Raw genomic sequence first — 19,510 nt, forward strand, 5'->3', positions numbered from 1 at the left:
GTCACCAGCGGACCGGCACCTCCTCCAAGCCGCCGACGAGCAGGCCCTGCCGGCGGCGCAACTCCTCGACCGGCACCGCGAGCTCCAGCGCGGGCAGGCGCTCCAGCAGCACGGCCAGGACGGTCCGCAGCTCGATCCGGGCCAGCGACTGGCCGAGGCAGGAGTGCGGGCCGGCGCCGAAGGTCAGGTGCGGGTTCGGCGAGCGGGTCAGGTCCATCTCCTCCGGGCAGGTGAAGACCCGTTCGTCGCGGTTGGCCGACGGCATCGCCGACAGCACGGTGGTACCGGCCTCGACGACCGTGCCGGCGATCTCGGTCCGTTCGGTGACCAGCCGGTGCGTGCCGAATCCGAGGTTCGCGTCGAACCGCAGCACCTCCTCGACGGCCGACGGAATCAGACCGGGATCGGCGAGGAGCTGTTCCCAGCGTTCGCGGCGCGCCAGAAGCAAGGCCGCCATCTTGCCGATCATGTTGGCGGTCGTCTCGTGGCCGGCGACCAGGAGCGCCTGTCCCGTGAAGATCGCCTCCTGCTCGGAGAGGCGGCCGTCCTCGGCGTCGACGACCGTGACGAGCTCGGACAGCAGATCGTCGCCCGGTTCCTTGCGCTTGCCCTCGACGTGGGCCCGCATGTACGCCCACAACTCGCGCCCGGACTGCTGCACCTCCTCGGCGCCGAACCGGGTGATGTTGAGGAACCGGTCCGACCAGTGGGCGAACCGGTCGCGGTCCTCGGCCGGCACCCCGAGCAGGTCGCAGATCACGTAGACCGGCAGCGGGAAGCCGAGCGCGGGCCGCAGGTCGGCGGGCGGGCCGTGGCGGACCATCTCGTCGATCAACTCGTGCGCGATCCGCGCGATCCCGGGCTCCAGGGCGGTCATCCGCTTCGCGGTGAACGAGCGGCTCAGCAGGCGCCGCCACCGCAGGTGCGACTCGTCGTCGGCCATGAACGCGGCCTGCCCGCCCAGGGCGTTGTTGCCGGCCGGCGTGTTCCGCACGAACCGGCGGTCGGTGATCATCATGCGCACGTCGTCATACCTGGTCAGCAGCAGCGCCTCGGTGCCGGCGGCGGTCCGCACGTGCGCGACCGGGCAGGTGGCGCGCAGGTCGCTCCACTCCCCCGGCGGATCCAGCGCGGTCGGGGGCGTGAACGGGTAGTCGAGCACTTTCTCCTGATCCGGCATGCCGTCTCCCTGAGATAAACGCTTGATTACTTGGTACGGTACGGCAGGACGACCGGGCAGCAAACAGTCAAAACACCCCTGGGAGGTGCCATGAAGATCTCCGTCGACGAAGAGAAATGCATCGGCGCTGGCCAATGCGTTCTGACCGCGCCACAGGTGTTCGACCAGCGCGACGAGGACGGCGTGGTGATCCTGCTCGAGGACACGCCACCGGCACCGGATCAGCCCGCGGCACGGGACGCCGCCGTCCTCTGCCCCGCTACCGCCATCACCGTCACCGAGGACTGACCGTTGCCGCGTTACCGTGCCGCCCTGCTGCTGGCCACCCTGCTCCTGTCCGGCTGCACGGCCGACGACCGCTCACCAGCGGGCAACGCCGCGTCCGCGGGCACCACAACGTCCGCGGCTGCGGAGAGTGCCACGACGACCCCCGCGACGGCCGCGCCGTTCCCGTACACGGTCAGCCGCCGGGGCGGCTTCGCCGGGGTCGACGACCGTGCCCAGGTCTCCGCGGACGGCACCGCCGTCGTGACGACCGGGAACGGCTCGGCAGCGGCGAAGGCCCTGCCCGTGGCCACCATGGACGAGCTGCGCGGGCTGCTCACCTCGCCAGGCTTCACCTCACCGGCGACCGTCGCGAGCGCACCGACGTGCGCTGACGGCTTCGAGTACGAGATGGTCACCCCGGCGGCGGCGTTGACCGTGCACGACTGCGGCGACTCGCACGGTCCCACCGTCGACCGCCTCATCGCGATCAGCGCCGACCTGTTCAAAGCCTGATCGCGGCGCCCCTCACCGCACCATGACACGCCGGTAGGCCTCGTCGGCGACCTCCTGCTGCGGGTGTCCCCGCAGCAGGAGCAGTGCCTCCGGCCACGGTTCGCTCCAGCGGTCCGCCTGGCCGGCGGACTTGATCAGGCCCAGCGCGAACAATCCGCCCGCCAGGTCGCCCCGGTCCGCCAGCCGCCGCGCCTCGGCCGGGATCTCGTCGAGCCGGGCGGTGTCCGGTGGGGCGTCGGCGATGCGACCGGCCAGCCGCATGGCGAGTACCGGCCGGTCGGCGACGAGGTCGGCGACCTCGGCGAGCCGCTCGGCGTGCGAACCGGCCAGGGTGAGGAGCAGATGGGCGCCCTCGACGAGGAACGCCGGTTCGGCCGCGAGCCTCCGGGCCGCCGCACGCGCCGGTCGCAGGTCACCGGCCGGATGGGCCTTCACCCACTTCGACACGTCACCGGCGATCCGGGACACGCAGCGGCGGGCCGGGCGGTCCCGGTGCGGCGAACCGGGATCCGGGTCCAGCCGATCGAGGGCGATGAGCCGGTCGAGCACCGGTTCCAGCGTGCCGGCATTCTCCAGCAGGGCGAAGACCAGCGACTTCAGGATGTCGCGCGGCCAGAAGACGGCCGGGCCGGTGAACTCGGGATCGGCGAGCACGCCGGTGATCACGCCGATGGCGTCCGGCGCCCACGGGACCCACGGGGCCAGGTACTCGAACGCGTCCTTCGCGATTCTCCGGTCAGGGCTCGCACAGGCGGTCAGGACCAGAGAGGCGAACCGGGGACGATCAAGATCGGGCAGATCCTGCGGTACGACGGCGAGCAGCGCCCGAACCTCGGCGGGCGCCGCAGAACCCGCTGCCTCGGTGAGGATCTCCCACACCGCCGGCGACAGCGGTGCACCGCGGACCGCGGTGACGATCGCGGCCCGTACATCGGGATGGGTCTCCGGGGTGTGCCACACCTCGGCGAGCAGCTCCGTCGACTCCGGTGGGCCGAACCGGGCGAGGAGCCGGATCGCGGCCCTGCGACTGGACACCTTGACCCGCGACGAACCCAGCAGCACGTCCCGCAGCAGGGTGAGCAGGGTGGACGCGTTCACGAAGCGGGCCGCGCGGTCGGCCGCCGGCAGCGCGGCCCGGGCACGGTCACCGCCCGCGTAGCCGAGCAACGTCGGCAGCGCCTCGTCCGGCCGGTCGGTCCAGGGCAACGCGCCGAGCGCCGCCTCGGCGATCGGGACCTCCGGGTCGTCGAGGAACCGCGCGAGCAGCTCACGGCCGGCGACCGGCACCCGGGCGAGGTTCTTCACCGCGGCCGTACGGGCACGCTGGTCCGCCTCGGTGTCGGCGGCGACAGCGGCGACCGCCTCGGCGTAGGCACGCTGCTGCCCGGGCGCCCACCGGCGTACGTACGACGGCGGGCCGATCAGCGCGGGATCGCCCAGCACCGTGTCGAGCAGCGTGGTGCTCCAGCCGGTCACCTCCCGCCACACCGGCGCGAGCCGGACGGCCGAAGGGTCCTCGCGCAGCAGCTCAGCGACCCGCTCGGCCCTGGTCCGCGGGTCGTCGAGCCACCACCGCGCGGCCTGCTCCCGGACATCGGCGGGCGACGACGGCGCCAACGCCCGGCGCAGCAGTTCCTGCAGCTCGGGCACGTGCCGGGCGCGGACCCCCAGCAGGTCGGCCAAATTGAACAGCTCCACCGGATCGGCGGCGACCCGCTTGCGCAGGGCCGCCGTGAGCCGGTGCTCCTGGCCGTGCCGCAGCGGCGTCTCCAGGTAGAAGATGACCGGCAGCCGGGCGATCATGCCGAGCGCCCATCCGGTCAGCTCCTCGCTGTCCGGCCGGCGGGCCAGGACCGCGTAGGCGAGCTCCTCCAGCTGATCCCGGGTACGCGCGGACAGGTCGCGTGCCTCCAGGGTCGCGTCGGTGATCGCCGTCAGGGTGGGTGCGTCCGAACCGTTGAGGTGCGGGATCAGCGAGCGCAGCGACTCCAGGACCTCCCGCTGGATCCCCTCGCGCTCGTTGCGGATCCGCAGCAGCCGCTGCAACACCTGCGGCACGGTGGCGGGTTCGCGGCGGGCCACAGCGATCATCGACTTGTACGCGTCCTCGCGCCGGTACAGCTCCGCGTCGCGAACCTGCTCGTCGAGCCGGGGAAGCACCTCGGCGGCCGGCAGGTAGAGGCTCCACCGCTCGGTCGCGTGCTCACTCTCCGCGATGTGCGGCAGCGTCAGCATCCGCCGCGCCTCGCTGACCCGCAGCGCCTCCGGCAGCAGGCCGACCCGGCCCGTCCACGGGTCGTCCGACGGCGGCATCAAGGCGTAGACCTCGGCCCGCCGGTCCGGCGGGAGCAACTCGAACAGTTCCGGGTATTCGATCACTTTGAGGGTCGCCAGCTCGCCGGCGCCGAGGCCCAGCAGGTGACGGAGCACTCCGGCGTGCAGCAGGCCGTAGAAATCGGAGTGGGAGACGACCCGGCCCCGCAGGAGGGCCGCGACCCGTTCCGGGAACCGCTTGGCGGGCGACCGGAGACCGACCGCGGGCAGTGACGTGGACGTGTGACGCTCCAGCAGATCGAGCACCCGGGCCGGTTCGGTCGAAGCGCACGCGCCGACCGCGGCCTCGAACGGTGCCCAGTCCGGTTCCGGCGTGGCGGCCAGACCGGCGTCGGCCCAGTCCAGGATGACCGCGCTGTGCCGCCGGGCGAGGACCTTCCACGAGTCGATCGAGCGGGCCACGGCGGGCAGCAGCCGGGCCACCGTCGCGGCGGTGCAGGCCGGGAGGAGGGTGGCCGCCTCCCGGTCGCCGTACCGCTCGTGGACCAGGTCGATCACCGCGTCACCGGAACCGGGCCGCTTGCGCAGCAGCCGCAGAATCAGGCGGCGCAGCACGGGCGGGGCATCGGCAAGCAATTCCCCGCCCGTCGTCCAGCCGAGCCGGAGCGCCTGTTTCGCTGCCTCCGCCCGTACCGATGGATCCGGGTCCTTCAAAGCCTCGACCACCACCGGGCGGAAACCGAGGGCAGCCGCCGCCGTCACCGCCAGAAAGCGCTCGTGAGGGCCGCCCGACGCGAGTTCGGCGATCCGTGTCCGCGGTTCCGCCTCTTCACGCAGCAGACCCAGAAGAGCCGGAATCCTTTTCGGGTACGGCAGCGCGTCGAGCTGTTCGGAAAGCACCGGTGGATTGTGCCCTATGGGATCTACAGGCCCCAGCCGTACCTGATTCGGTCACGCCCCGACGTGTTGCGGACCGCGAGGTTGAGGTTGGTGCCGCTGCCGCTGAAGGCGAACATCGAGTAGTAGTCGAAACCGGAGGTGCCGGTCGGTTTGCCGCCGAGCGCCGGCCAGTAGACACCGCCCATCTGGTTGTCGCGCATCACCTGGGTGACCGCGCGGATGTGCCGCACGAAATTGTCGGTGCTGCTGGCGTTGGCGTAGTTGAGGCCCGTCGACATCGGCGCGCCGTACTCGGTCACCACCGCACGGGAGGCGCAGTTCCCGAGACGCGTCTGAATGTGGGTGCGGAACGCGTCGTACGTCATCGCGCTGTAGAAGAAGGCGTAGTGGTGGAAGGAGAGCAGCGTGCCGGCGAAACGGCTGTCGTTGCAGACGTCCCGCAGATCCTGGCTGTACCCGGTGCCGCCGATCAGCGTCCGGCTCGGCACCGCCGAATAGTGGTAGCTCATCCAGTTCGCGGCGACGTTACGCCATTCCGTCGACGAGTAGCCGTGCGGCTCGTTCATCGGCTCGAAGTAGACGTTCGTGTTCGCGCCGTAAAGGTAGGTCACGTTGGACCACATCGTGTTCCACGCGGCGATGTTGTTGATCCGGCCGCCGGACGCGGCCCCGTCCTCCCAGTAGGCGAGGATCACCTTGAAGCCGCGGGCGGTGGCCGCGTCGATGGCGCCCCGGTAGGCGTTCCACCACGTGGTGCCGACGGTGTGCGTGTTGATCGGCAGCCGGACCGTGTTGACGCCCATCGTCGCCATGTCGTCGTAGAGGGCGTTCGCCTTGGCACGGACCGTAGCGTTGCTGTCCGACTGGCTCAGACCCTGCACGACCAGCGGGCCGGTGCTGAAGTTGTCACCCAGCACCGCCCAGTTCATACCCTTGAACTGATTGGTGACCGCCGCGGCCGGCGACGCACCGCTGACGACGGCGACCGGGACCAGCGCCATCGCGGCCAGGGCGCTGGTGATGACACGACGCAACTTTCGGGGATGGTTTCTCATGCCTCGTCCTTCCGCACAGGGGGATGTGCCTAAGGACAGTTGTTAATCACCGATGAACATCCAAGCGATCCTTCAAACCCACTCGCACACAAACATTCACAACCGAACATCGCGCTTGGCGCTTCACCCACCGCGCGGATCTTGTGAGGTTCGGCTTGAGCTGAGGGCCGAACCTCACAAGATCTGCGGCGATCAGCAGGTCACCAGTCGAATTCCGGGCCTCGGACCGTGCCGCGTGGGAGCAGGGGACGGCCGGTGTACTCCCAGGTCTGCACGATCACGTAGCGACGGCCGTGCGGGGCCTGCAGCTCGGCCGGGCCGCAGCTGTGCTTGAGCATGAAGTCGGTGAACATCACGCCCTGGCAGTGGTGCGGACCGGCGACGATCTCGTCGGTCACGGCGTCGTGCACGGACAGCGCCATGTCGGCCTGGACGCCGGGCATCGCCTCCATGTCGCCACGGACGCGGATCGTCGAACCCAGCGCATGGCACGGCTGCACCAGCACGGGGTGGCCGAGATCCCACGAGTACTGCTCGCCGCAGCGCCACGGGCCGAACGCCAGCTTGCCGCCGACCTTGCCCGGACCGGCGGTGGCGCCGACCTGCGCGGGGCCGGCGGTCGCGCCGATCTGCGCTCCGGCCCCGGCGGGCACCCGGACCCCGGCCTGATCCGACGCACCCTTGCCGGCGGCGGGCGGGGCCATGGACGCGGCACCGGGATTCAGGCCCAGCCCGGCCGGGACGACCGTCGGCGACGGCCGGAGCGCCTCCAGCGACGGGGCCACACCGGGCAGCGCGCCGCCGGCCGGACCGCCTCCGATCGGGCCGCCGCCCGCCCCCTGCGACGGCTGCGGGCCCGCGGCGGTGCTCTCGCCGGCGCGCTCGTCACGCAGCTGCCAGGCGCTGTATCCGCCCCAGCCCGACGCGGCGAGCGTACCCACGACCAGGGTGACCACCAGGCCGTGCCGGCCGAACAGCCAGCTTCGGGGCCCGTTGCGCGGCCGCTTGCGGAACGGGCGGACCCGGTCGGGATGCGGCGGGCGGCGATCGGCCTTCAGCGAGCCGGTGGTCAGCCCCCGCGGTTCGGTGGGCACCGAGTCCATCGGGGAGGCAAGAGCGGGGATTCCTGCGGTACGCCGCGCGAGCTCGCGCAACGTCTCGTGCAGCTCGGCGGCCGGCGGGCGGCGGTCCGGATCCTTGTCGAGGCACTCCTCGATGACCTGCCACACCTCGTCGGGCATGCCGGCCGGCCGCGGCGGCGCGTCCTCGAGGTGGCCGTGCAGAACCGCGAACGGCTCGCCGGTGAACGGCGTGTGCCCGCAGACCAGCTCGTACAGCGTCACCCCGAGCGCGTAGACGTCGGCGGGCGGCGCGGCGTCTCCCCCGCTGATCGTCTCGGGAGCCATGTAGTACGGCGTACCGATCACCGCGTGCGGCGTGGTCAGGCCCGCCGCGTCGAGGACCCGGGCGATGCCGAAGTCGGTCAGCCTGATCTCGGTGCTCTCACCCGTACCGTCGAGGAGGATGTTGTCGGGTTTGACGTCGCGATGCACCACGCTGAGCGCATGCGTCTCGGCCAGTGCGGCCGCCACCTGGGCCAGCAGGCCCGCCGCCTCGGCCGCCGGCAGGGTGCCGGCACCGCGCAACCGGTCGCGGAGGCTGCCGCCGGACACGTAGTCCATGACCAGGCCGATCGACTCGCCGACGCTGAACAGGTCGCGGACGCCGACGATGTTCTGATGCTTGACCATCATGAGGATGGTGCGTTCCTGCACGAACCGGGTGACGAGTTTCGGCTGCCGTAGCAGGCCCTCGTGCAGGAGTTTGACGGCTACCTGCTCGCCGGTGGCCCGGTCGATGCCGCGCCAGACCGTGCCCGTGGCGCCCTGCCCCACGGGGCAGACGAGGATGTACGAGCTGCCGACGCAGCGGCCGCTGAGGTCGACGGTGCCGGGCTCCACGGGGCCGGAGCCGGATCCGTTGAGTGAGAGGGACGGCTGCACGTGTCTGCAGATCCTTCCTGTGGCGGGACGAAGCGGGTCGAAGCGACGCCGATCGTGGCCTCGCCGAGCCTCGATGGCAACCCAGCGTTGTCCGAACCGTCAGGAATCGTCAGCCTTGTAAGGAAGTCGTCACCCGTGCACGAGCCCGTTCGTTAGTCCCGCATCGGTACGTCCGTGAACGTCGCGGGAACCTCCAGCATCCGCATCCGCGACGGAGGCCAGTAGGTGGCGAAGGCGCGGCCGATCAGACGGTCGGTCCGGACCATGCCGTCGTCGGCGAACAGGTGCATCCGGGAGTCGCCGGACTCGCTGCGGTGGTCGCCCAGGACGAAGATGTTGCCCGCCGGGACGGTCACGTCGAACGGGACGTCGGACGGCGCGTCGCCGGGGAACAGGTAGTCCTCGGCGAGGGGCTTGCCGTTGACCGTGACCTTGCCGTCGCCGTCACAGCAGACGACCCGGTCGCCGGCCACGCCGATGATGCGTTTGATGTAGTGCTGGTCCGGCTCGGCGCCCCAGGAGGACGGCGGGGTGAACACCGCGATCTCACCACGGCCGGGCTCCTGCCCGAACTTGTAGGCGGTCTTGTTGACCAGGACCTTGTCGTCGATGAGCAGGGTCTGCTCCATCGACTGCGAGGGAATGAAGAAGGTCTGCACCAGGAACGTCCGGACGCCGAAGGCGACGACCGCCGCCACTGCGATCAGGATGACGTACTCACGGAGACGTGACTTGGCGGTGGCACGGGATTCGGTCTGTTCGGGCATCAGCCGCAGCGTACAAGCCACCCGCCACCGGCTCGCGATGGCGGGTGGGCCTGTGCGGTGGATCAGTCGGTGGGGTTGAGGACGACCTGGGCGGATCCGACCTGGCCGTCCGGGTCGGTGTACTCGGCCACGAAGACGGCTGTCAGATTGTCCTGACCCTCGTGGCCGGGGTCGACGAACGTGGTGATCGAGCCGGTGCAGCCCGACGTCGTCGACAGCGGGTGACCGTGCTGGTCGTGGCCGAGGATGTAGGAGACCTCGACGTTCGCGCAGTTCACCGGCACGTCGTCGACCACGTTCACCTGGAAGGTGACGGTGTCGCCGAACGCGAACTCCTGGCCCGGGGTCGGCGTCACGAACGACACGGTGGGTGCGACCGGGCCGACGTGCAGCAGGAACTCGGCGGACGCGGACCGGCCGGTCGAGTCGGTGACCTTCAGGGTGGCCCGGTAGTCGCCGTTGACAGTGTACGTGTACGTCGGGTTGGCCGCCCGCGAGTCCACGTCACCGTCGGCGTCGAAGTCCCACGCGTACCGCAGGGCGTCGCCGTCGGGGTCGGTGGTGCCGGCGCTGGAGAAGTTGACCGGGAAGGGTGCCGAGCCGACCGTCGGCGTGGCGCTGATCTTCACGATCGGGGTCTTGTTGCGCGGCGCGTAGTCGACCCGGGCGAGCTGTGCCTCCGGGTTCTCGGCGAAGTATCCGTCGCCGTACTCGAGGACGTAGAGCGCGCCGTCGGGGCCGAACTCGAGGTCCATCGGGTTGTCGAAGACGATCGACGGCAGCACCGACTCGATCGCGGTGACCTGGTTGCCGGCGCCGAGCGTGAACGCCTTGACGTAGTCGCGGGTCCACTCGTAGAACAGCGGCTTGCCGGCGAAGTCGACCGGCCATTTGAACGGTGAGCGGCTGCGCTTGTCGTACTGGTAGGCGGGTCCGCCCATCGGGCCGATGCCGCCGGTGCCCAGCTGCGGGAACTGCGTGCTGGCCGCGTACGAGTAGACGACCTCGGCCTTCTCGACCGGCGGCAGGGTACGCAGACCGGTGTTGTTGGGCGACTCGTTGACCGGCGCGGCGCAGTTGAACGGCTGCCCGGACGTGTTCGTGGCGAAGTCGAAGTCCACGTAGGGCAGATCCGGGGTGACGCAGTACGGCCAGCCGTAGTTGGCGGGCTTGTCGATGGCCATCCAGCGGCCGTGCCCGGCGGGCCCGCGACCGGGGTTGGGCTGGTTGGCGTCGGGCGAGTAGTCGGCCAGGTACACCACGCCGGTCTTCTCGTCGACGTCGAAGCGGAACGGGTTGCGCAGACCCATGGCGTAGATCTCCGGCCGGGTCTTGGCGGTGCCCTTCTTGAACAGGTTGCCCTTCGGGATGCTGTAGCTCCCGTTCGGCTTCACCGTGATCCGCAGCAGCTTGCCGCGCAGGTCGTTGGTGTTGGCGGAGCTGCGCTGGGCGTCGAACGCCGGGTTGCGGTCGGGGCGCTCGTCGATCGGGGTGTACCCGCTGGAGGCGAACGGGTTGGTGTCGTCGCCGGTGGACAGGTACAGGTTGCCGTGCCTGTCGAAGTCGATCTTTCCGCCGACGTGGCAGCAGATGCCACGGTCGACCGGAACCTGCAGGATCTTCTGCTCACTGCGCAGGTCCAGGGTGTTGCCGCGCAGCTTGAACCGGGACAGTTGCAGGTGGCCCTTGAACGGCGCGAAGTCGGCGGCGGTGCCGTTCTCGGGGGCGTTGCCCTCGTTGACGGTCGGCGTGGCCGGGTCGTCGAGGGGGGTGTTCAGCACCGGCGAGTAGTAGACGTACACCCAGCGGTTGCGTTCGAAATCGGGGTCGACGGCGATGCCCTGCACGCCCTCCTCGTCGTGCTGGTAGACCGGGATGGTCGCGGCCAGCACGTTACGGCCGGTGCTGGGCTCGTGGATGCGCACCTGGCCCTTGCGGGCGGTGTGCAGCACGCGCTTGTCCGGCAGGACGGCCAGGGCGATCGGCTCGCCCGGGAAGTCGTTGAGCGTCACCTTCTGGAAGTCGGAGTCGGGCGGCGGCGCGGCGGCGGCCTGGGCGGCGGGGCTGCCGAGACCGGAGGCCATGGTGGTGACGAGCAGTGCCGCCGCGGCGGCGGTGAGCAGGCGCCGCATCTCAGTACCTCAGTCCGGTGAGGTAGTTGTAGCCGACCCGTGCGGTGTCGAGAGCCTGCGCGGGCGTGCGTGGCGGGCTGCCCGCGTCGTCGCGTTCCACGATGTACTCGACGAGTCCCGCCTCGTTGGCCCGGCGGAAGACCCGCTCGAAGTCGATCAGGCCGTCGCCGGGGTCGGCGAAGCCGCTGCCGACGTTCATGTCCTTGACGTGGACCTGCTTGATCCGGCGGCGATTCTTCTCGATCAGGTCGACCGGGTCCGCGGCGCCACGCCACGCCCAGTAGATGTCGACCTCGAGGTGCACGAGGCGCGGGTCGGTGTCGTCGGTGAGGATGTCGAAACCGGTGATCTCGGTGCCGGTCTGGCGCAGGAACTCGTTGTGGTGGTTGTGGTAGCCGAAGCTCAGCCCGGCCCGGCGGGCCAGCTCACCGGCCTTGTTGAGGTCGGCGGCGAACGCGCGGTACACGGCGGCGTTGCGGATCGGCCCGTTGGCGTCGGTGCCGAAGTACGGGTGGACGATGAACTTGTTGCCGACGATCGCGGCGTCCTCCAGCGTGCGCTTCCAGGATTCGGCGTTCCACGGCTGCGGGATGCCGGCGTGCCCGGAGGTGGCCTTCAGGCCGGCGTTGTCGAGGGCGGCCCGGAACTGGGCGGCGGTGCGGCCGACGAACCCGGCGTGCTCGACGCGCTTGTAGCCGATCGCGGCGAGCTCGGTGAAGCTGCCCTCGAGGTCGATCGTCAGCTGGTTGCGCAGCGTGTAGAGCTGCACGCTGATCTGATCTCGCGGTACCCGGTGTGGGGATCCGCCGCCACCGTGGGCCGCGGCGGGGGAGGCGAGGACGGCGGGCGCGCCGATGGCGGCGGCTCCGGCGGCCGCGGCGCCGAGCAGGTTACGGCGGCTCAGCGAGGTCGGACGGGACGGTGACTCGTGCATGGGTGGTGCCTCCGGTTTCAGTGGTGAACACGGATGGGCGCGCTTTCGTGCAGAGTTGCTTCCGGTCCGGACGTTACAACGAATTTACGCGTGTCTCTAGTTAAACAACTCGATGAAACAATCGAACTTTTGTTACAGCCAGCAAAAGGCATGGCGGTGAGGCCGGGCGCGTTGCGCCCGGCCTGACGACCCGAAACGGATTACTGGTTGGAGGAGAAGGCGGCGTCGAACGCCGCCGTCGGAGCATCGAACGCCAGGCGGCGCACGAACTGCAGGGCCTCGGGAGCGCCGATGAGCCGGTCCATGCCGGCGTCCTCCCACTCGATCGAGATCGGGCCGTCGTAGCCGATGGCGTTCAGCGCCCGGAAGCAGTCCTCCCACGGCACGTCACCGTGGCCGGTGGAGACGAAGTCCCAGCCGCGCCGCAGGTCGGCCCACGGCAGGTGGGAGCTGAGCCGGCCACGGCGGCCGTCCCCGGTGCGCACCTTCGCGTCCTTGCAGTCCACGTGGTAGATGCGGTCCGCGAAGTCGAAGATGAAGTTGACCGGGTCGAGCTCCTGCCAGACGAAGTGCGACGGGTCCCAGTTGAGGCCGAAGGCGGGACGGTGCCCGATCGCCTCCAGGGTCCGCTTGGTCGTCCAGTAGTCGTAGGCGATCTCGCTCGGGTGCACCTCGTGCGCGAACCTGACGCCGACCTCGTCGAAGACGTCGAGGATCGGGTTCCATCGGTCGGCGAAGTCCTGGTAGCCGCGCTCGATCATCGACGGCGGCACCGGCGGGAACATGGCCAGGGTGTGCCAGATCGACGAGCCGGTGAAACCCACGACGGTGTTCACGCCGAGCTTGGCGGCCGCGCGGGCGGTGTCCTTGATCTCCTCGGCCGCACGCTGACGTACGCCCTCGGGTTCGCCGTCGCCCCAGATCCGGGCCGGCAGGATGTCCTGGTGCCGCTCGTCGATCGGGTGGTCGCAGACGGCCTGCCCGACGAGATGGTTGGAGATCGCGAAGACCTGCAGGTTGTGCTTCGCCAGAGTCTCGCGCTTGCGATCGATGTAGCCGTCGTCGGCGAGTGCCTTGTCGACCTCGAAGTGATCGCCCCAGCAGGCGATCTCCAGGCCGTCGTAACCCCACCCGGAAGCCAGCCGGCACACCTCGTCGAACGGCAGGTCGGCCCACTGACCGGTGAACAGGGTGATCGGTCGTGCCATGTTTTCACTTCCTCGCAGAGTGAACTTGTTCAACTGGAGCGGGATTCAGCGCCTGCGCGAGGAGCAGGCGGGAGCGCGGTGACCGGTCGTCACAGGCGGCGGGACTGCCGGGTGGGTTGCGCCTCCCACCCGGACCGCTTGTGACCGCGATCACCGCGCTCCACTCTATTAGGCCGCCGCCCCGGAGGGAAGGCGCCACACCTGGTTGGCCGCGCCCAGGCAGTCCCAGATGTGGATCTGCTGGCCGTCGGCGGAGCTGTTCTGCGACACGTCCAGGCAGCGGCCGGACTGCGGGTTGCGCACCGTGCCGTTGCTCTGGGCCGCCCAGTTCTGCGCGCCGCTGCCGTTGCAGGTCCACAGCTGCGCCTTGGTGCCGTTCGCGGTCGCGCCGCCGGCCACGTCCAGGCACTTGCCGGAGTTCGGGTTGCGCCAGACCTGACCGCTGACCTGCCAGTTCTGCGCAGCGGACCCGTTGCAGGTGTACAGCTGGATCTTCGTGCCGTCGGCGGTTCCGCTGCCGCTCACGTCGAGGCACTTGCCGGCCAGGCCGACGACCGGCCCGGCTCCACCGGTGCTGGTGCCCTTGACGGGGGTGAAGTCGTCGAGGTCGAAGAGTCCCGTTCCGGTGCCGGTGAAGGTCAGGAACAACGTCTGAGATCCGGTGGGTACGTTGCTCAGGCTCCCGGTCACGTCGGCGTAGGTGCTCCAGCTCCCGGTGTTGGGCACCGCGACCGTCCCGAGGACCGTCCCGGTGGCCGAGCCGGTGCGTACCTGAATGGTTCCGCCCGGACCGCCGGAGACGACCCGCGCCTTGATCGACGTGACGCCGGTCAGATCCACGCCCGCGTAGGAGGCCCAGTCACCCGGGTCGATGTAGCCGAGGGTCTGACCGTTGTTGGCACCCGCCTTGGTGAACGCCTGCACACCGTTGGCGCTGGTGAACGACTCGGCCTGCACCGTCGAACCGCCACCGCCCGGGGTCAGCTCCTTGACCCGGATGTTGCGGAACGACGCGTCGTCGCCCGTGCCGTGGTTCTGGATGCCGATGTGGCCCGCGAGGGACCGTACCGGATCGGTGTTGGTGAAGTCGTTGATCTTGACGCTGTTGAGGAAGACCTGCAGACGCTCCCCCTCGACCCGGATCTCGTAGGTGTTCCACTCCCCCGGCGGGTTGAGCGCCCCGTCGCGTGCCGCGATGTCGGCGGACTTGAACGTGTAGACCGCGCCCGTGGTCCGATCGGCCGCGTCGGTGGCGTCGATCTGGATCTCGTAGCCGTTGTTGACGGCCGACCACGGGTCGCTCGACGGCGGGAACCCGATGAAGACACCGGTGTTGTCGTCCCCGGCGAGCTTCCAGTCCATCTTCAGCGAGTAGTTGGTGAACTGCTTCGCCGAGTACCAGTACAGCCCCATGCCGCCGGTGGAGGTCAGCGTGGCGTCGGTGTTGGTGAAGGCGCCCGGCCCGGCCTGCGACCAGCCGGTCGTCGAGCCGTTGTAGAGCGCCGTGTATCCGGTCTCCGGACGGCAGTCGGCGTGCGCGCGCTTGGCCGTGTAGCGGATCCCGCCGAGCAGGTGCGCCCGGAACGCCGGCTCGCTGTAGGCAGACTGGGTGTGCCCGCCGCCGGTGTAGAACGAGCGGCCCGAGTCCAGCGTCTTGCACCAGGAGTGCGGGTGGTCGGCGCCCATCTGCCCGCCGGAGTACGACGACTCGTCGAGCGTCGACAGCACGTGCGCGGTGCTGCGGGCGTTGGTGCGGTAGTCGTACCACTCGTCGGTGCGCTGTAGGCTCTGCGGCAGGTGCGCGGTCGCGGCGTGCCCCCGGTCCTCGACCTTGACGGTCGCCTGCTGGACCGCCGGATGCGAGGCGAAGTAGGCGCCGACGAGCTGACCGTAGAACGGCCAGTCGTACTCGGTGTCGGCCGCCGAGTGGATGCCGGTGTAGCCGCCACCGCCACGGATGTACGCCTCGAACGCGCTCTGCTGGGTCGCGTCGAGGATGTCGCCGGTGGTGTTCAGGAAGACGACGGTCTCGAAGCGGGCCAGGTTGGTGGCGTTGAACTGGGTCGAGTCCTCGGTGGCGGTCACCGTGAAGTTGTTGGCCGCGCCCAGGTCACGGATGGCCTGGATGCCGGCGGCGATCGAGTCGTGCCGGAAACCGGTCGTCTTGGAGAAGACCAGGACGTCGTACGGGGTGTCGGCCGCGACGGCCGGTGTCGGTGCCGCGGTGCAGGCCAGGGTGGTCAGCGCTGCGGCGAGTACCAGGGAGAGTCTGCTGCGCATGGGATCCCTCCTCACAGGTTCCACTGCTGGTTGGCGGCGCCCAGGCAGTCCCAGATGTGGATCTGCTGGCCGTCGGCGGAGTTGTTCTGCGACACGTCGAGACAGCGGCCGGACACCGGGTTCCGGACCGTCTTGTCGGCCTGTGCCGTCCAGTTCTGGGCGCCGGTGCCGTTGCAGGTCCACAGCTGCGCCTTGGTGCCGTTCGCGGTCGCGCCGCCGGCCACGTCGAGACACTTGCCCGACTGCGGGTTGCGCCACACCTGACCGTTGACCGTCCAGACCTGCGCGGCGGACCCGTTGCAGGTGTACAGCTGGATCTTCGTGCCGTCCGTGGTGCCGCCGCCGGCCACGTCCAGGCACTTGCCGGCGAGGCCGACGACCGGGCCGGTACGGGCAGCGGCACTGGTGTTCAGCGTGAACGCGTCGACGTCGAAGAGCGCGCCCGCGCCGCCGCTGAAGGTCAGGTAGAGCGTGGTGGTGCCGGCCGGTGCGTTCGCGACCGCGCCGGAGACGTCGGTGAAGACGTTCCAGCCGCCGGTCACCGGCACTGTGGCCGAGCCGAGGACGGTCCCGGTGGCCGAACCCGCGCGGACCTGGATCGTGCCGCCGGCACCTGCCGACGAGACCCGCGCGGTGAAGCGGTTGACGTTGCCGAGCTGGTAAGGCTGGAACGCGATCCAGTCGCCGTTGTTGATGTCGCCGACGGTCTTGCCGCCCTCGGCCTCCGGCTTGTTCATCACCGCGATGCCGCCGGAGGTCTTGTAGTGCTCGGCCTGCCGGTGCGCGGGCTGCAGGGTGTGCTGGGTGTGGGTGGTCAGGCCGCCCGCGTCGGTGTACTCGGCGTCGAAGACCGCGAAGATGTTGGCCGCCGTGTCGTGCTCGCCGTCGACCGGGATGGTCAGCGTGCCGTTGCAGCCGGTCTTCGAGGTGATCTGGTGTCCGTGCTGGTCGTGGCCGAGCACGTACGTCATCTTGACCTTGGCGCAGTCGATGCCCGGGTCCTCCGGGTCGGTGACCGTGACCGAGTAGGAGATCGTGTCGCCGAACGAGAACACCGTGCCGTCACCGGGCGCGTTGATCCGTACCGTGGGTGCCGTGTTGCCGACGCCGATCTGCACGTTGGCGCTGCCCGTGGCGCCCTGCGGGTCGGTGACCGTGAGCTTCGCGTCGTAGACGCCGTTGGCGGTGAACGTCTTCGACGGGTTGGCGGCCGTGGAACTGGTGCCGTCACCGAAGTCCCAGCGGTACGTCAGTGCCCCACCCTCCGGGTCGCTGGAACCGGCCGAGGAGAACTGCACGGTCAGCGGCGCCTGGCCGGAGCGCTTGTCGGCGTTCGCCACTGCGGTCGGGGCCCGGTTGCCGCCGCCGACGTAGTCGTAGCGATACAGCGCCGAGTTCTCGTCGCCGCTGAAGTAGCCGGTGCCGTAGTCGAGCACGTAGAGCGAGCCGTCGGGGCCGAACGCGAGGTCCATGACCTGCTTGCCGTTCCACGGGAAGGTCGAGATCTCGCCGACCGAGCCGTCGGTGCCGACGTGGATCGGCTTGATCCAGCCGCGCCCGAACTCGGCCGCGAAGAAGTGCCCGTCCAGCGACTGCGGGAACTTCGTCGTGGAGGTGCTGGACGCGTTGTACCGATAGACCGGGCCGCCCATCGGCGACTCGGAGCCGCCGCCGAACTCCGCGGGGGTGCCGGCGTCTCCGCCGTACCGGATCCATGAGGTTTTGGCGGCCGGAAGGGTCCCGAGGCCGGTGTTGCGCGGTGAGTTGTTGACCGGGCCACCAGCGCAGTTGTACTTCGCGCCGACGGTGCCGTTGGCGAAGTTGAAGTCGGCGTACGTCTCGGCGGCGGTGTTGGTGCCGGTGCAGTACGGCCAGCCGTAGTTGCCGGGTGACGGGACACGGTTGAACTCGACCTGACCGCTCGGGCCGCGAGTCGACGACGATCCGGCGTCCGGGCCGTAGTCGCCGACGTAGACGACACCCGTCGCCTTGTCGACGGTCATCCGGAACGGGTTGCGGAAGCCCATCGCGTAGATCTCCGCGCGGGTCCCGGCTGTTCCGGCGGCGAACAGGTTGCCGGACGGCGAGGTGTACGTGCCGTCAGCGTTGACCTTGATGCGCAGGATCTTGCCACGCAGGTCGTTGGTGTTGCCGGCGGTCCGCTGAGCGTCGAAGGCCGGGTTGCGGTTGGCCCGCTCGTCCAGCGGCGAATAGCCGTCGGACTGGAACGGGTTGCTGTCGTCGCCGGTCGACAGGTACAGGTTGCCGGCCGCGTCGAAGTCGATGTCGCCGCCGACGTGACAGCAGATGCCGCGGGAGGCCGGCACGTCGAGGATCGTGCGCTCGGCGCTGAGCTTCCAGTCCGCGGTGAGGGTGAACCGGGACAGCCGGTTGACGCCGTTGAACGCGGAGAAGTCGGTGCCGGTGTCCGGAGCGTCCCCGGCCGGGGTGCTCAGCGGTGGGGCGTAGTACAGGTAGATGAACCGGTTGGTGGCGAAGCCGGGGTCGACGCCGACACCCTGCAGGCCCTCCTCGTCGTGGGTGTAGACGGCGAGGTTGCCGACCACGGCGGTGTCGCCGGAGGCGGTGGTGCGGCGCAGCGTGCCGTTGCGGGCGGTGTGCAGCACCGAGCGGTCCGGCAGCACGGCCAGGCTCATCGGCTCACCCACCTCGGGCTCGCCCTTGGCCAGTGTGACCTGCTGGAAGTCAGCCGGGTCGACGGGGTGAGCCTGGGCTGGTGCCTCGAACACCGCTAGGGCGAGTGCCGCGACGGAGGCGACAGCCCACCATCGGCGGCGCAGTGAAATGGACATGGGGGTGCCATCCCTTCGAACCATGAGGAATGCGGGTGGTTGTCGCGCCGCCGACTACACCCTGACGTAACACTTAAGTGCCTTGCCCGAAACACTAAAGAAACCATCGACTTTTGTCACTACGGGCGGAACTTTTCAACGCTGGCGATCAACTGTTTCGTGCGCCAGCGCGGTCAGACGGGCCGCCACCTCGGCCGGGATCGGAGAACCGGCCAGCGCCGCCAGGGCCGACTCCACGCGCAGTTTGATCAGCCGCTCGACGCCGTCCAGAGCGCCGGTGTCGATGATGATCCGGCGCAGCTCGGCCGCGCCCTCCTCGTCCAGGTCCGCACGACCGAACAGCGCCCGGATCCGGGCCGTCTGCCGGTGGTCGGCCGCTTCCCGTGCCAGCGCCATGAGCACCGTGCGCTTGCCCTCGCGCAGGTCGTCCAGTATCGGCTTGCCGGTCACCACCGGATCACCGAACACGCCCAGCACGTCGTCACGCAGCTGGAACGCGTCACCGAGCGGATCACCGAACGCCGCATAGGTGTCCAGCAGGTCGTCACCGGCCCCGGCCAGGGCCGCGCCGATCTGCAGCGGCCGCGTCACCGTGTACCGGGCCGCCTTGAGCCGGATCACGGTCAGGGCACTGGCCGCCGACCCGTCACCCACGCCGGACACCAGGTCCAGGTACTGCCCGGCGATCACCTCGGTACGCATCGCGCCGTAGACGGCGTAGCCGCGGCTCACCTGCTCGTCGCTCAGGCCGCAGCTCTGGAACATCTGATCCGCCCACGCCGCGCACAGGTCGCCGCAGAGCAGCGCGGTGTTGCGCCCGTAACTGGCCGCGTCACCGCGCCACGCCGACCGGGTGTGCAGGTCGGCGAAGAGGGCGTGCACCGACGGCTCACCGCGACGGCGCTCACTGCCGTCCATGATGTCGTCGTGGATCAGCGCGAACGCGTGGAAGATCTCCAGCGCCGCGGCCGCCGTCACGATGCCCGGGCCGTCCTCGCCGCCCGCGCTGCGCCAGCCCCAGTAGCAGAACATCGGCCGCAGCCGCTTCCCACCGGACAGCAGGAACCGCTGCAGGGTGCTGAACAGCCCCCGCGGCGCCCCCTCGGGCCACTGCGGGCCCTGTCCGCTCAGGAAGTCGGCGAGCCGGTCGTCGAAACGGGCCCGCAGTGTCACGCCGCCCTCCC

13 protein-coding genes are annotated in these 19,510 nt (G+C 70.0%); 2 read left to right on the forward strand and 11 right to left on the reverse strand.

All coding sequences use genetic code 11. From position 1 onward, the window contains the following. Position 1 precedes the first annotated feature (1 nt). Positions 2 to 1,180: a cytochrome P450 gene (locus tag CLV67_RS15825; RefSeq protein ID WP_106318923.1), complete on the reverse strand. Its 1,179-nt coding sequence runs from the start codon at positions 1,178 to 1,180 to the stop codon at positions 2 to 4. A gap of 90 nt (positions 1,181 to 1,270) precedes the next feature. Here CLV67_RS15825 and CLV67_RS15830 point away from each other — a divergent pair, with 90 nt between their 5' ends. Further along, positions 1,271 to 1,468, forward strand: a complete 198-nt coding sequence (locus tag CLV67_RS15830) for a ferredoxin (RefSeq protein ID WP_106318925.1) — start codon at positions 1,271 to 1,273, stop codon at positions 1,466 to 1,468. A gap of 3 nt (positions 1,469 to 1,471) precedes the next feature. Further along, the gene (locus tag CLV67_RS15835) at positions 1,472 to 1,960 is read left to right on the forward strand and encodes a hypothetical protein (protein ID WP_106318927.1); all 489 of its coding nucleotides are present in this window, start codon (positions 1,472 to 1,474) and stop codon (positions 1,958 to 1,960) included. Positions 1,961 to 1,972: 12 nt separating this feature from the next. Here the strand turns inward: CLV67_RS15835 and CLV67_RS15840 are convergent, their stop codons facing one another. The 10 genes from CLV67_RS15840 to CLV67_RS15885 form a co-directional block, all read right to left on the reverse strand. Next, complete coding sequence (locus CLV67_RS15840; RefSeq protein ID WP_106318929.1) at positions 1,973 to 5,134, reverse strand: HEAT repeat domain-containing protein; 3,162 nt, start codon at positions 5,132 to 5,134, stop codon at positions 1,973 to 1,975. A 23-nt stretch (positions 5,135 to 5,157) separates the two neighbouring features. Next, a complete protein-coding gene (locus tag CLV67_RS15845; protein ID WP_239166185.1) occupies positions 5,158 to 6,189 on the reverse strand; it encodes a glycoside hydrolase family 5 protein in 1,032 nt (343 codons plus the stop codon). 200 nt (positions 6,190 to 6,389) lie between these two features. Further along, positions 6,390 to 8,192, reverse strand: coding sequence for a serine/threonine-protein kinase (locus tag CLV67_RS15850; protein ID WP_106318931.1), 1,803 nt, complete (start codon positions 8,190 to 8,192; stop codon positions 6,390 to 6,392). Positions 8,193 to 8,344: 152 nt separating this feature from the next. After that, positions 8,345 to 8,962, reverse strand: coding sequence for a signal peptidase I (lepB, locus tag CLV67_RS15855; RefSeq protein ID WP_106319141.1), 618 nt, complete (start codon positions 8,960 to 8,962; stop codon positions 8,345 to 8,347). A 59-nt stretch (positions 8,963 to 9,021) separates the two neighbouring features. Continuing rightward, positions 9,022 to 11,091 (reverse strand): PQQ-dependent sugar dehydrogenase, encoded by a 2,070-nt coding sequence (locus tag CLV67_RS15860; RefSeq protein ID WP_106318933.1) that lies wholly within the window; start codon positions 11,089 to 11,091, stop codon positions 9,022 to 9,024. 1 nt (position 11,092) lies between these two features. Further along, positions 11,093 to 12,025 (reverse strand): sugar phosphate isomerase/epimerase family protein, encoded by a 933-nt coding sequence (locus tag CLV67_RS15865; protein ID WP_170153884.1) that lies wholly within the window; start codon positions 12,023 to 12,025, stop codon positions 11,093 to 11,095. A gap of 200 nt (positions 12,026 to 12,225) precedes the next feature. Beyond that, positions 12,226 to 13,233, reverse strand: coding sequence for a sugar phosphate isomerase/epimerase family protein (locus CLV67_RS15870; protein WP_106318934.1), 1,008 nt, complete (start codon positions 13,231 to 13,233; stop codon positions 12,226 to 12,228). 168 nt (positions 13,234 to 13,401) lie between these two features. After that, complete coding sequence (locus CLV67_RS15875) at positions 13,402 to 15,513, reverse strand: ThuA domain-containing protein (RefSeq protein ID WP_106318936.1); 2,112 nt, start codon at positions 15,511 to 15,513, stop codon at positions 13,402 to 13,404. A gap of 11 nt (positions 15,514 to 15,524) precedes the next feature. Further along, positions 15,525 to 18,326 (reverse strand): PQQ-dependent sugar dehydrogenase, encoded by a 2,802-nt coding sequence (locus tag CLV67_RS15880; protein WP_106318938.1) that lies wholly within the window; start codon positions 18,324 to 18,326, stop codon positions 15,525 to 15,527. Positions 18,327 to 18,461: 135 nt separating this feature from the next. Further along, entirely contained in the window at positions 18,462 to 19,499 is a 1,038-nt protein-coding gene (locus CLV67_RS15885) for a polyprenyl synthetase family protein (RefSeq protein WP_106318940.1), read from the reverse strand. Positions 19,500 to 19,510 lie beyond the last annotated feature (11 nt).

Source organism: Actinoplanes italicus (assembly GCF_003001815.1).
GTDB lineage: Bacteria > Actinomycetota > Actinomycetes > Mycobacteriales > Micromonosporaceae > Actinoplanes > Actinoplanes italicus.

Excerpts from the sequence above, each read along its gene's own strand:
- CLV67_RS15825 (WP_106318923.1), bottom strand. The coding sequence starts at position 1,180 with ATGCCGGATCAGGAGAAAGTGCTCGACTACCCGTTCACGCCCCCGACC.
- CLV67_RS15830 (WP_106318925.1), top strand. The coding sequence starts at position 1,271 with ATGAAGATCTCCGTCGACGAAGAGAAATGCATCGGCGCTGGCCAATGC.
- CLV67_RS15845 (WP_239166185.1), bottom strand. The coding sequence starts at position 6,189 with ATGAGAAACCATCCCCGAAAGTTGCGTCGTGTCATCACCAGCGCCCTG.
- CLV67_RS15860 (WP_106318933.1), bottom strand. The coding sequence starts at position 11,091 with ATGCGGCGCCTGCTCACCGCCGCCGCGGCGGCACTGCTCGTCACCACC.
- CLV67_RS15865 (WP_170153884.1), bottom strand. The coding sequence starts at position 12,025 with ATGCACGAGTCACCGTCCCGTCCGACCTCGCTGAGCCGCCGTAACCTG.
- CLV67_RS15870 (WP_106318934.1), bottom strand. The coding sequence starts at position 13,233 with ATGGCACGACCGATCACCCTGTTCACCGGTCAGTGGGCCGACCTGCCG.
- CLV67_RS15875 (WP_106318936.1), bottom strand. The coding sequence starts at position 15,513 with ATGCGCAGCAGACTCTCCCTGGTACTCGCCGCAGCGCTGACCACCCTG.
- CLV67_RS15880 (WP_106318938.1), bottom strand. The coding sequence starts at position 18,326 with ATGTCCATTTCACTGCGCCGCCGATGGTGGGCTGTCGCCTCCGTCGCG.